The 11956-nt window shown below is 70.8% G+C and carries 12 protein-coding genes and 2 pseudogenes; 8 read left to right on the forward strand and 6 right to left on the reverse strand.

The features are described 5' to 3' along the window. The first annotated feature begins 108 nt into the window (after positions 1 to 108). The 5 genes from JK361_RS06515 to JK361_RS06535 all read left to right on the forward strand — a co-directional run bounded on the left by JK361_RS06515 (position 109) and on the right by JK361_RS06535 (position 3650). Positions 109 to 627 carry an LppU/SCO3897 family protein gene (locus JK361_RS06515; RefSeq protein WP_201814687.1) on the forward strand — a complete coding sequence of 173 codons (519 nt, stop codon included), beginning with the start codon at positions 109 to 111 and terminating at the stop codon, positions 625 to 627. A gap of 95 nt (positions 628 to 722) precedes the next feature. Then, complete coding sequence (locus tag JK361_RS06520; RefSeq protein ID WP_201814688.1) at positions 723 to 1145, forward strand: hypothetical protein; 423 nt, start codon at positions 723 to 725, stop codon at positions 1143 to 1145. A gap of 234 nt (positions 1146 to 1379) precedes the next feature. Beyond that, entirely contained in the window at positions 1380 to 1880 is a 501-nt protein-coding gene (locus JK361_RS06525; protein ID WP_201814689.1) for a SigE family RNA polymerase sigma factor, read from the forward strand. Then, a complete protein-coding gene (locus JK361_RS06530; protein ID WP_201814690.1) occupies positions 1873 to 2199 on the forward strand; it encodes a hypothetical protein in 327 nt (108 codons plus the stop codon). Before JK361_RS06525 ends, JK361_RS06530 begins: the two co-directional genes overlap by 8 nt. Beyond that, on the forward strand, positions 2196 to 3650 hold the full coding sequence (locus JK361_RS06535; RefSeq protein WP_201814691.1) for a DUF2079 domain-containing protein: 1455 nt from the start codon (positions 2196 to 2198) through the stop codon (positions 3648 to 3650). The genes JK361_RS06530 and JK361_RS06535 overlap by 4 nt, the downstream gene beginning before the upstream one ends. 201 nt (positions 3651 to 3851) lie before the next feature. Here JK361_RS06535 and JK361_RS06540 read toward each other — a convergent pair whose 3' ends face one another. Next, positions 3852 to 5762 carry a hypothetical protein gene (locus JK361_RS06540; protein ID WP_201814692.1) on the reverse strand — a complete coding sequence of 637 codons (1911 nt, stop codon included), beginning with the start codon at positions 5760 to 5762 and terminating at the stop codon, positions 3852 to 3854. Between the two features lie 286 nt (positions 5763 to 6048). Here JK361_RS06540 and JK361_RS06545 point away from each other — a divergent pair, with 286 nt between their 5' ends. Then, complete coding sequence (locus JK361_RS06545; protein ID WP_201815008.1) at positions 6049 to 6861, forward strand: class I SAM-dependent methyltransferase; 813 nt, start codon at positions 6049 to 6051, stop codon at positions 6859 to 6861. A gap of 378 nt (positions 6862 to 7239) precedes the next feature. On the opposite strand, the gene JK361_RS06550 is transcribed toward JK361_RS06545, so the two are convergent. The 3 genes and pseudogenes from JK361_RS06550 to JK361_RS06555 all read right to left on the reverse strand — a co-directional run bounded on the left by JK361_RS06550 (position 7240) and on the right by JK361_RS06555 (position 8463). Beyond that, positions 7240 to 7401, reverse strand: a complete 162-nt coding sequence (locus JK361_RS06550; protein WP_201814693.1) for a hypothetical protein — start codon at positions 7399 to 7401, stop codon at positions 7240 to 7242. Between the two features lie 4 nt (positions 7402 to 7405). Further along, a pseudogene (locus tag JK361_RS42840) lies at positions 7406 to 7508 on the reverse strand (IS982 family transposase); the annotation flags it as partial. After that, positions 7504 to 8463, reverse strand: coding sequence for a patatin-like phospholipase family protein (locus JK361_RS06555; RefSeq protein WP_372448693.1), 960 nt, complete (start codon positions 8461 to 8463; stop codon positions 7504 to 7506). The gene JK361_RS06555 and the pseudogene JK361_RS42840, both read right to left, overlap by 5 nt. Between JK361_RS06555 and JK361_RS42845 the strand changes: the two are divergent. After that, positions 8417 to 8620 (forward strand): annotated as a pseudogene (locus tag JK361_RS42845) (IS982 family transposase); the annotation flags it as partial. The gene JK361_RS06555 and the pseudogene JK361_RS42845 overlap by 47 nt on opposite strands. Before the next feature lie 305 nt (positions 8621 to 8925). Here JK361_RS42845 and JK361_RS06560 read toward each other — a convergent pair. After that, complete coding sequence (locus JK361_RS06560) at positions 8926 to 9489, reverse strand: GNAT family N-acetyltransferase (RefSeq protein ID WP_201814695.1); 564 nt, start codon at positions 9487 to 9489, stop codon at positions 8926 to 8928. A gap of 186 nt (positions 9490 to 9675) precedes the next feature. Continuing rightward, positions 9676 to 10548, reverse strand: a complete 873-nt coding sequence (locus tag JK361_RS06565; RefSeq protein WP_201815009.1) for a glycoside hydrolase family 19 protein — start codon at positions 10546 to 10548, stop codon at positions 9676 to 9678. Between the two features lie 597 nt (positions 10549 to 11145). Here JK361_RS06565 and JK361_RS06570 point away from each other — a divergent pair. Further along, on the forward strand, positions 11146 to 11703 hold the full coding sequence (locus JK361_RS06570) for a DUF4232 domain-containing protein (RefSeq protein WP_201814696.1): 558 nt from the start codon (positions 11146 to 11148) through the stop codon (positions 11701 to 11703). The last annotated feature ends 253 nt before the right edge of the window (positions 11704 to 11956 follow it).

Genomic DNA, 11956 nt, shown 5'->3' on the forward strand with positions numbered 1-11956 from the left:
AGTGGCGTGGGGCATCCGTGACCGCCGTTGGCGAGCGTGCGATGCCGGGAGATAGCCTCGCACTCGCAAAGATCAAGGTCCGATACTCAACAACGGGGTCTCTCAGGCATGTCGACGCCTCCGCCGCAGTACCAGAATCAGCCGCCGTACGGGCAGCCGCAGCAGCCCTACGGATACCCGCAGCAGCCTCAGGCGTCATACGGGCACCCGCAGCAGCCACAGCCCCAGGCCAACTACGGTCACCCCCAGCAGCCGCAGCCTCCCCGTGGACCGCAGCGGCCGCAGCCGGGCGGGATGGGCCGGATGCTGAGGTCCGCCGTCATCGTCATAGCCGTGTTCGGCGCCCTCGGCTACTGGGTCTGGGACTACAACACCGATCCCAATGGCGGCAAGGCGAAGAAGGAGGCCGAGGCGGCGTCGCACAACCCCACCATCGGCGACTGCGTCAAGGTCGAGGACCCTCAGGGCAGTCCGGTTCCGACGGTCGTCGACTGCGACTCTCCCGAGGCCGAGTACAAGATGGGCGACTTGGTGGTCGCGGACCAGCGGTGCGGGGCCGACTTCGACTACGGCATCAAGGTCACCCGCCGGGGCCGCGGCTCCACGATGTGCTTCACGAAGCTCTGAGCCTCTGACACGTCCGGGGGCGCCGTTCGCAGGAGGCCACGTGGTCAGCGCGTCCTCTGCGCGCCAGGACGGGCGACGCCGAGCACTGCCGAGACGTGACCGTGACCGTGCTCCCGGACGAAGAACTACAAGATCCTCTACGAACAGCGAACAGCGAACAGCGAACAGCGAACAGCGAACAGCGAACCGCGAACCGCGAACCGCGAACCGAGAACAGCGAACTGCGGGCCGAGGACCGCGGACTGCGAACCGCGGGCGGTGCGGTGGCGGCCTTCACCACGCGGCCTTCGCCGTGGCCGGCCCGCACGGCCGAGGCGTGGCATGCCGGGGTGACCAGTGCATGCGCGCTCACCACGCCGCACACCGCCGAGGCCCTGCACGTCCAGGTGGAGCCGGCTGCGGGGTTCCGGGGTTGGGCCGGGTGCATCCTGGGTGCCCCGGCCCGCACCACCATGGGCGCGCCCGTACGCCTCCGGTTGATGTACGCGCCGAAGGCGCCGATGCTGTGCCGGCCTTGACGGCGGGGCCGTTCGCGCACATCCACGTCATGCAGACCTGCCGCCCGCGAGTGGCCCGGCGTTGCGGCCTTCCGGCAGGACCGCGGAGAAGCCGACGGGGCTTCCTGCCGTCCGCCCCGCCCGGGCCGGCCGAGGCACGAGTCAGTTACGCAGCGTGAACTTTCCGAGGGATGTCAACCGGATCCCGGCTGCTGTGCGTACGGATGGTGACAGCACAGCCCAGGGAGCCCGGGATTGACGACTGAGGAATACGAGGAGTTCTACGCGTTGTGCGTGAGACGTCTGATAGGACAGGTGTACCTGCTGACGGGCAGTCTGCACGAGGCAGAGGATGTGGTGCAGGACGCCTTCGTCCGCTGCTGGACACGCCGACGCTCCATCAAGGCCGATGCCGCTCCCGAAGCGTGGGTGCGCACGGTGGCGTTCCGGCTGGCCATCAGTCGTTTCCGGCGTGTGCGCCGTGGCCGGGACGCGTGGGAGCGTGCGATGGTCGGCCGTCCGGCCGAGGTGGCCGCGCCCGATGAACAGACGGTGATGCTGGCCCAGGCCCTCGGGCGGCTGCCGGAGCGGCAGCGGCTGGTGATGGTCATGTTCTACCTCTGCGACATGACGGTGGAGCAGGTCGCTTCCGAAGCCGGCATGAGCACCGGAACCGTCAAGACCCACCTTTCCCGGGGCCGCACTGCCTTGAACGGTCTCTTGCAGGACGTCGAGGGAGGTCCATCCGGTGCCTGAAGATTTCCGCACAGGGGAGGACGAGGCCCAGCTACGCCGGCTCTTCGGCTTGGCCGCTGACGCCGCCGCGCGCTCCGCGGCCCCGTGCGCCGGGGCGACGATCACCGCTTCGGGCGCTGCCCGGCGCCGGCGCCGGATGGCGGCTGCCGCGGCAGCCGTGGTGGTGGCCAGCGGACTGCTGGTCGCGACCGTCTCGGCTCTGTCCTCTTCCCACGACGAGCCGCCGGCGGCACCGCCGGCCCGGTTGACCACGCCGCCGACCACCGCCCCGGTCTCCTCGCTGTTCCCGTCCACCTCCGACTCAGGGGAGCATCCATGACCGTAGCCGACACGCCCTTGTCTCCCCCGGCCCGGACCGCAGAACCTGTCCAGGCGCTGAAGGAGTCGCTCACGCGGCCCTCCCGCGGACGCGCGGACGGTCCGTTACTGGCTGCCGGCTTCGCAGTCCTGTACCTGGTCCTGGCCCTGTCGCGGTGGGCGAACTTCCGCAGCATGTCATGGGATCTGGGTATCTTCGTGCAGGTTGTGGAGAGTTACGCGCATCTCCGGGCGCCGGTGTCCGATCTCAAAGGGCCGGGCTTTCACATCCTCGGGGACCATTTCAGCCCCGTCCTCGTCATCCTCGCCCCTTTCTACCGAATATGGCCGACTCCGGCCACGCTCCTGATCGCGCAGTCGCTCCTGCTCGGCTGGTCGGTCTGGCCCGTCACCAAAGCCAGTACACAGTTGCTGGGACGCCGCACGGGCGTGTTGCTCGCAGTCGCCTACGGCTTGTCATGGGGACTGCAGAAGGCGGCTGATTTCGACTTCCACGAGATCGCTTTCGCTGTACCGATCATTGCCTCGGCTTTGTCCGCCCTGGTGACACGCCGGTGGCGAGCAGCCCTGCTGTGGACGCTCCCGCTCGTCCTGGTCAAGGAAGACCTCGGCCTGACAGCCACCGCCATCGCCCTCGTCATCGCCTGGCGCTGCCGCCGGAGCAGCCGCCTGCTGGCTACGGCGCTGGCGACGGCTGCCCTGGGGGCCCTGTGCTGCCTGATCACCGTCACCGTCGTGATCCCGGCGTTCAATCCGCACGGATACGACTACTGGACGAAGATGGGCACCGGCCCCGGCGCGCTCACCGCCCTGACCCAGCAGGGCACGGAGGAAAAGGTACGCACCCTCGTGTGGACCCTCCTGCCCACAACCGGGCTGCTCGCTCTGCGCTCCCCGGTTCTGCTGGCCGCCGTGCCGACCCTCGCCTGGCGGTTCATGTCGAACGACGAACACTATTGGAGCACCGACTGGCACTACAGCGCCGTCCTCATGCCCATCACCGCGCTGGCCCTGGCCGACGCCCTGAGCATCACGCGCTTCGCCCGCCGCCCTGCGCTGCGCTCCTACGCCCACCACCTGCCCACCGCGCTCCTGGCCACCGCTCTCGCCCTGAGCACCAACCTGCCCTTCAGCACCCTGACCGAACCCGGCACCTACCGCACCGATCCCATGGCCGCGGTCGCCGAACGCACACTGGCCACCATCCCCGACGGCGCCACTGTCGAGGCCGACATCATTCCCACCGCCCACCTGGCCGAGCGGTGCCGCTTGTACTGGATGGGCAACACCCACGGGATCCGCCCCGAATACATCGCCTCCTACGACCCCGGCAGCAGCAGCACCGACGTGCTTGCCCACGCCGAACAGCTCCACCCCCGTACCCGGTACACCGTCACGGCCGGGGCGTCGGGCTACTGGGTTCTCAAACTGGACCGAACCGCGGCCCGGTAGGCGGGGCCCGGTGGCCGGGCCACCGGCGACGAGGGCGCGGGCCGTGGCCTTCAGGCAGCCGAGCGCGAGTTGCGTGAGGAGACCGGGCGGACCGACATCGAGGCCGGAGCTATGGTCGGTCCATGCCGTTGTCCGAGGAACTCCGTCCGGGCGTACCAGCCGGCGTCGGAGCAGCACGGCCGTCGTGCGAGGTGTCGGTGTTCAGCGCGGGGCTGCCGCAACCGCGGCAAGGATGCGGTGCAGGACGGGGACGGGGATCGCCGGGTTGGTGACCGCTGCGTATGCCGTGTCGCGGTCGTGCAGCAGCCCGGCCAGGACGCGGGCCGGCAGCCGCGGATTGCGCACCGCGGTGCCGCGGACGTGACCCTCCGGGTCGTTCAGCAGCCGCACCGCGTCGGCCGGTGACAGCCGGGGGTCCTCGGCCGCGCGGCGGCGAACCTCGGCTTCGGGATCCCGGGCCAGGCGTGCGACATCGGCCGCTGTCGACTCCGGATCGTCCAGGGCCAGGCGGCGCATTCGCCCGCTGGGGTCGGCGGCGTAGCGCAGGAGGCCCGCACGGGGGAAGTTGGGGTGGCTGCGGGGCCGGTCGGGGTGGCTGAAGCTGCCGTCCCACCAGCGCCAGACCTCCAGCAGCATGTCGGCCGGCGCGTCCTCGCACGATTCGGCGAGGAACAGGCGGACCGCCCGGTCCCCGTCCCGCGCCAGACGCGCCACGACATCCGGCGGGAGGTGCCGGGCTCGGGCCACACTGCGGCGGACCAGCGGATGGGACGACGCGGCGAGACGGCGCATCGCGTCGGCGTCGCCGTGCAGGTCCTCGACCCAGGGCAGGGTGTACGACATCGACGTCGGATCGAAGTCGTGGCGGACCGCGGCACGTTGCTCTTCCGTGAGGTCGGGGCGCAGCGCCACCGCCGAGCGGATGTCGTCCTGCGGGTCCTCCGCCAGCACGGCGACGCCCTGCGCGCCCAGGCCTGGATTGGCTGCCAGCGCCAGACGTACCTCCGCGTCCCCGTACTGGACCAGCTCCGCTTCCAGCTCGGGCGCGAGGCGGCACCGTTCGAGCGCCCGCCGCGGGTCGGGCAGGGCGGCGAAAACCTCGCGAGGCATGGGTACGCCGGTGTGGTGGGCGAGCAGCGCAGCCGTTCGCACCGCACGGTCGGTGTCGGCCAGCAGCCGTTCCCGCAGTGGCGCGGCGAGGTCCTCCCACCGGGCACAGGCCGCCGCCCGCACGCGGGGATCGGCGTCCGCCGCGAGGACAGGGAGGTGCTGTGCGGGGAGTCCCGGGAGTTCGGCGGCTCCCGCGCGGGACGGGCCGGCGAGGAGGTCGTCGTACAAGTCCTCGGGGAGTTCGGCGCCCCAGATGCAGGCGCGCTCCGCCCAGAGCACGCGTCGCTCGGGCGATGGCTCGGCGCGGACCAGGCGTACCCACTGATCGGACGTGAGCCTGGGCCGGAAGGTGTCGGCGGGCCTTGACCGCACCCGCGGATCGGGGTGTGCCACGGCGGCGTCGAGGACGGCGGGCCGGTCGCACCCGTGCAGGAAGCCCTCCTCGACATCCAGCAGCCGGATCAGCAGTTCGTCCGTCGCGGCCGGATTGAACCCGATCCCCTCCGCCCAGTGCAGGGGCCACGCGGGTCGGCCGGGCACCGCCGCCCACACCTCGGCGCGCTCGACCTCCGTCTCGCGCCCGGCGGCCGCGGCAGCCTCCTCCAGCCGCTCCGGCAGTCGGTCGAGGGCCGTCACCCTGGGCCCGCCCGCGCCGGGCACCTCCGCCAGCAGCACCTGCCCGTCGAGGGAGAGCGCCACGAACCCGGGGCCGCCGGTCAGCTCCGGCACGCCGCTGCCGACGTGCCGGACCCGGGTCCACCAGGAGTCGTTGCCGCCGATCCGGTGCCCGAGGACGGCCACCAGGAATTCGCCGTCGACATCGCGAAGACGACGCCACCACTCGGCATCGAACGCTTCCCGGGCCGCGCCGTCCGGCGCCGCGATCCCCCGCGCGATCCGCCAGCCGGCCTCCGGCGGAAACAGGCTGCCAGGGCGCACGTCCTCGACGACCGTGAGTCCGGCGCGTGCGAGTACTGCGTGGAGGTCCTCTTGGTGCGGCACGCGATCATGATCCCCGCCGGCTCACGGCGGGACAAGGCCCTCAGCCCAGGGCCGACCGGCCCCCACTCGCGTACACGTCATTGACTGCGACACCGTTCGACGGCCCCACCCAGGCGGCTGAAGTCGGCCCCCCCACGCGAGCATCGGCGGCTTTCCCAGAGTCCGGCAGAGACCTGCCCACGTCGGCAGGGGGACCGCTGGTCGGCTCCATTCATCAGACCGCCTGGGATCGATCGCCTAGGCTGGCGTGGTGACTGATGAGCAGGAGCGGGTGCGGCCGTCGGGAGTGTGGGCCACGGCGGTGGGAGTGGCCAGGGTCCGGGCGCTGGAGACCGAGCGGGAGAACGCGCTGTTCCGCGACCCACTGGCACAGGCCTTCGCCGCCGCCGGCGGCCTGTGGCCCTCCTCGCCGCCGCTCGACGACGAGGCCGCGCGACGCCGTCGGCTCGCCGTGTCGTTCTCCATCGTCATCAGGACGAAATTCCTCGACGACCTGTTGCAGCAGGCCTCCGCGGCCGGGGTCCGGCAGGTCGTGCTGCTCGGCGCCGGCATGGACAGCCGGGCCTTCCGGATGGACTGGCCCGAGGGCACCCGGCTGTTCGAGGTCGACACCGCCGCCCCACTGGACTTCAAGGCTTCGGTGCTGCGCCAGGAGCGGGCCGTCGCGCGCTGCGAGCGCATCACCGTCGCGGTCGATCTGCGTGAGGACTGGCCGGCCGCGCTGGCCGCAGCGGGGCACGACCCGGCGGTGCCGACCGTGTGGATCGCCGAAGGACTGCTGATCTATCTGCCGGAGGACGCGGTGGAGTTGCTGCTGACCCGGATCAGCGCGCAGTCGGCGGCGGGCAGTCGGCTGGGGCTGACGTTGGGCTCGCGCGGCGTGATCGAGCGCTTCGGCGCGGACGCCGTGCCGGGCTCGGCGGCTTCCATGTGGGTGTCGGAGATGCCCGACGACCCGGTGGGCTGGCTGGCCGGGCACGGCTGGGAGGCCGACAGCCACACCTTGCGCGAGCGCGCTGCCGCCTACGGCCGCCCGATCAACACCCCGCCGCAGCGCGAGGAGCGGCCCGGCGGACTGATCTCGGCGGTCCGCCGGTAGACCGCCTCCCGTTTCCCTGGATGATCGATTCCAAGGGGGCCTGAAGGCGCACCGGCTCGGACGGGGCCCAGCCGCCGTCGATCACCGTCTCGCCCATCGCCTGACGCAGCCGGACCGCCTCGGCCGGCTCACCCGGCACGGGCGGTTGCTCGACGGCGACGGGGTAGGAGACAGGTCATTTCGCTCGTACGGCCCGTCCCGCGCACCGGCCGCTGAACCGTTCGCACCGTCTTGCGGGGCGGATCCCGCGAAGGGGCCTCGGCCCGCGGCGGGAGGGTCGGTGGCCGCGTCGGCGCGGTCGCCACGGCCGGCGGCAACGACGTCACAAGCCTGTTGTCGGCGTTGGTGACCACCGCAAGTCATGCAGGACCGCGCTGACTACAAGGGCCACGATCGCGGGGTGCCGTGCGACGTTCCGGAAGGAGACGTGAGGATCACCGACCGCGGAAGAACCGTCATCGAGGTCTGGTCGCGGGAGTCCATGTCCTGCGGTATCTGGTAGTCGAAACGGCGCGGCGTCAGGCGTACGACGGTGGTCATGAAGGCCGCGGTCTTTCTTGTCCCCGATGATTCGTCTGTCACGGGTGAGCGGCTACCACGTAGGACGCTGTGCCCAGCATGTCGCGTAGCGTCTCGCGTTCGTCAGCCTACGGCCCAGACTCCGGCCAACTGCTCCCGCGCGGCTACGGCTTGCCGCTGCCCCGCTTGGAACGCAGGCACCCACGCCGACGGGTCCGACGGGTCCGACGGGTCCGTGCCGAGCGCCGCCGCCGATGCCGCGTCCGGGAACAGCGACACCACCGTCTCCGCGCCCAGCGCGGCCGACGCTTCCTGCCCGGGAGCCTGACGCGCCATCGACTCCACGACGACCAACGTACGCGCACCGGCCGCGAGATCCACGTTGGTGCCTGCCCGCAGCGCGCCGTCGATGTAGTGGCGCCCGCCGACCGATACGGGAGGCGCCGCGCCCGGGAACGCGCTCGAGGCCGCGACGGCAGCCGCCAGCGGGACGTCGCTGTCGCGATCCCAGACCACCGGTTCGCCGCTTCCCGCCTCCACGGCAGGGATGAGCAGGCGGCGCTCAGCCGGCCAGGTGTCCGTGCCGACGAGCCGACGTCGCACCGCGACCAAGGCTTGCTCGGCCTCCGCATCGGCCGCGTCGAGGGCGATCCGCCCGACCCGCCGGCGTGCCTCCTCCGGTGGCAGGCCGGCACCGAGGACCGCGAAGACCTCACCCATGCGCTGCGGATCGGCCCGCGGCGACCGGGGACCGTCGCCGCGGCTGCCGGCGGGGTCGGCGAAGTGCGCGAGGTCCTGGCCGGTGGCCAGCGCGGCGCCCACGATGGCGCCGGCCGAGGTGCCGACGACCAGATCCGCCGTGCCCAGGTCGACGCCCAGGCCGCGCAGGCCGTGGGCGAGTCCGGCCATCCAAGCGGTACCAACTGGCCCGCCCGGGCCGAGTGCGAGCGCGCTGTCCGGTGAATGCATCGTTCCCCCATCCGTTGCTGTGGCGATCTCCACCCTAGGTTTGAACGAGTCGGGGATTCCATGCGGGCCTGCCCGGGCCGGAGCGCACCTGTTCAAGCCGCTGCGGCAGACCATCGAGCCGATCAACCAGACCCCCAAGGGCCGGCTCGACTTGGAACGACACGGCGGCAAGAGTCCCGCCGGAGTCGCCGTCCGGGTCCTGCCCCGTATCCCCGCGCTCACCGCGGCAGTCCGGCTCGACGACAGGACCGGCCAACCCGTCGAACGATCCTGGTCGACTTCGACTTCGACTTCGACTTCGACTTCGACTTCGTCTTCGACTACCGACCGCGACGGCACCCCATGGACTCATTCATCCAGCCGACTGCCTCGCCGTTCTCGACGAGGTGGCGGCCGTCCCAGGGCAGACCGGTGAGCGGCAGCGTCGCCGGGGCGACCTCGCAGACGTTCCGCAGGCAGGCCGACGGCAGCTCGTACTGCCCCGCCGGGCCTCGATGCCGGAATACGACTACGAGCTGCGGTACATCGAGCAGATGCGAAGCGCCACGGCATGACCACCGTCCGTTCGTGCCGTTGCTACTGCTGCTCCCACTGCTCCTTGGTGATCTCGTACCGTACGCCTCCATGCTGGGAGCCCTCGATCATCTCCATGTCGGGCGGCGTAGGGATGGTGTCCGCGAGCGTCATCTCGAGCTTCTTCATGATGTTGCGCGAACCGTGGTTCACGGCCATCGTCTCAGCCCAGACCATGCGCACACCGAGCTGCCTGAACGCCTTGTCCAGCAGGGCCCGCGAGCCCTCGGTGGCATAGCCCTTGCCCCAAGCCGCCCGCCGCAGCCGGTAACCGAGTTCGACCTCGTCCAGCGGTCCCTCCGGCTCGGGACGCAGGATGAACCAGCCGATGAACGCGCCGTCGTCCTTCTTGTGTGCGGCGAACAGTCCGAGGTTGCCGCCCCACTTCTCGTATTGGCCGAGGATGTTCGGCAGGTAGCGCTCGCGGATGAGCTCCGGCGCGGTCGGGGTGCCGCCGCTCAGGTAGCGCATCACCGCCGGGTCGCTGTCCAGCTCGATCAGCAGGTCCGCGTCATCGGCAGTGAAGTGGCGCAGGGCCAGACGTTCCGTCTCCAGGTAGGTGTCCACGAGTCGATCATGCCGGAGGCAAGTCGGTCGGCCCAACGGATATCCAGCGGTGGGGTCCCGGGCGCGTGATGACGACGCCGGCCTCGGCGGCTGGATCGCTGGGCGAGGGCCTCTCCGCCGAGCGCTCCGCACGCACCCGGGCCGACGCGGTGGGAACCCGCGTCGGCCCGGGCATCGGATGTGCGATCAGCAGGAGAGGTTGCCGCCGGTCGGGACACCCAGGATCGAAGCGAAGTTCTGGTACGAGTTGATCCGGCTCTGCACCTGGGCCGGGTTCCTGCCGTTGCACTCGAGCGAGCCGTTGATGCTGCGGATGGTCTCGCCGAAGCCCGCGCCGTTGACCATCGCGTTGTGCGGGGTCATGGTGCCGGGGCCGTTCTGGGTCATCCAGTACCAGATGCCGGTCTTCCAGGCCACGGCCGGGTCGGTCTGCACCAGGTTGGGGTTGTGCAGCAGGTCGATGCCGAGCGCGTCGCCCGCCGCCTTGTAGTTGAAGTTCCAGCTCAGCTGGATCGGACCGCGGCCGTAGTACGCGGCCTGGCCTGCCGGACAGCCGTACGGCTGCGTGCTGTCGCAGTAGGTCGGGTAGTTGGCGGTGTTCTGCTCGACGACGTAGACCAGGCCACCCGTCTCGTGGCTGACGTTGGCGAGGAAGGCGGCCGCCTCCTGCTTCTTGACCGTGTCGCTGCCGGTGTTCGCGAACGCCGGGTAGGCGCTGAGCGCCGCGGTCAGGCCGGAGTAGGTGTAGAAGGAGTTCCGGTTCGGGAACATCTGGTTGAACTGGGCTTCGGAGACCACGAAACCACCCGGATTGGGCGGCGGGGTCGTGCCGCCGCCGCAGACGCCCTGGTCGGCCCAGACACCGGAGCCGCCGGTGGAGGGTGTCTCGCCCTGCGTCCACCACTTGGCCTGCCAGTTGTGGCCGTTGTACGAGGCGGACATGCCGCCGGTGTAGACGGCGGAGGCCGAGTAGGGGGTCGCGCAGGTCGCGGCGTACGCGGGGGACGCGAGAGGAACCAGAGCCATGAGTCCGACGATGAAGGCCACCGAGGCCAACATCGCGATGATTCGACGCTTGAACACGTGCCACTCCTGGTGGGGGTTGGAAGTGGGACCGTCCGCACTCAATCGAATTGGTCCAGACCTGTCAAGGGATATGAGCGCTGGAGGAGTTGAGGATCAGCGTCTGCCGCGCAGTGCCCCCTCCCTCGACGGCGAGTCCCTGCCTCGTGGGGAGTTCCGACTCCGCGACGGGTCCGACGGGGGGCCGGCCCACCAACGGCTGAAGCGGCCCGCGTTCCATTCGGCGTTCCAGGCGGGATACGTCGCCGCAGGTCACACCGCATTCCACCATTCCAGCGTCCCGGAGTCGCCGGTCGGGCTGGCGGCTGGGACGACCAGCGCCGCAGGGTTGATCCGTCCGGTCGGCCCGCCACCACCCCGGTGACGTGTCGCCAGGACGTTCGTCCGTGGTCCCGGCGTCGCGAGCCCCCGGCTCATCGGTCCGACCCGGCGCCATGCATCCCGGCACATCCGTCCGGAATCCGGCGCCATGAGTCCCGGACTCGTCCGTCCGTGGGACCGGTGCCATGGGCTCCCGGACGATCCCTTGTCAGGCACCACACTCCGCACCACTGCACAGAAAGCAGTTCATCCATGCGCAAGTTCAACCGCTTCACCACCCCTGCCGCGGCTCCGTCCGTTCTCGTCGCCGCGCTGGCGCTGGTCGGCGGACTGGCGGCGGCCCAGTCGGCCGAGGCCGCCCCCGGCAAGGCAGCCAAGGCCGCCACGATCAACGCCTGTTCCACCGCTCAGACCAAGTTGACGGTCACCCAGGTGACGCGGCCCATCAACCACCTGCTGCTCAAGGCCACCAACACCGGCACCCAGCCGTGCAACGCCTACGGCGCCCCCTACCTCAAGGCCGGGGCAGATGCCCAGGCTGCCGTGGCGTGGAACGACGCCACCGTCCCGCAGGCGGTGGTCACCCTCGCTCCGGGTGAGTCCGCCTACGCGGGCATCACGACCTCCACGCCCGACGGGGTCGAGGGCTACACGGCGAAGACGCTCGGTGTGTTCTTCTCCAACCGGGCGATGAACGGCTCGGTCGGCGCCGAGAAGACGCTGAAACTGCCCGGCGACGGGGTCTACTTCAACAGCGCCGCCACCGTCACCTACTGGCAGGACAACGTCGACAACGCGCTCTTCGACTGAGTTCCGGCGCGACCGCGAGCGGCTGGAGAGGAAGGCGGCCCGGTCGTCGGCCCTGCGGTGGCCGGGTGATGCTGCCCGGGGGCGTAGCGATGCGCGAAGTTCCGTACGGGGGGGGAGTCGGTCGGGCGGCCAGGGAGTCGTACGCCTCTGGTACGCGCGTGTGGCGCATGGGTAGCCTTTGCGAGCGGGTTGTCCGGTCCAGTCGGGAGAGGGCAGACGTCGCGGGGGGAACGACGCATGCGTACGGTCTTGA

Source organism: Streptomyces musisoli, from assembly GCF_016741855.1.
In the GTDB taxonomy this organism is placed as follows: Bacteria; Actinomycetota; Actinomycetes; order Streptomycetales; family Streptomycetaceae; genus Streptomyces; species Streptomyces musisoli.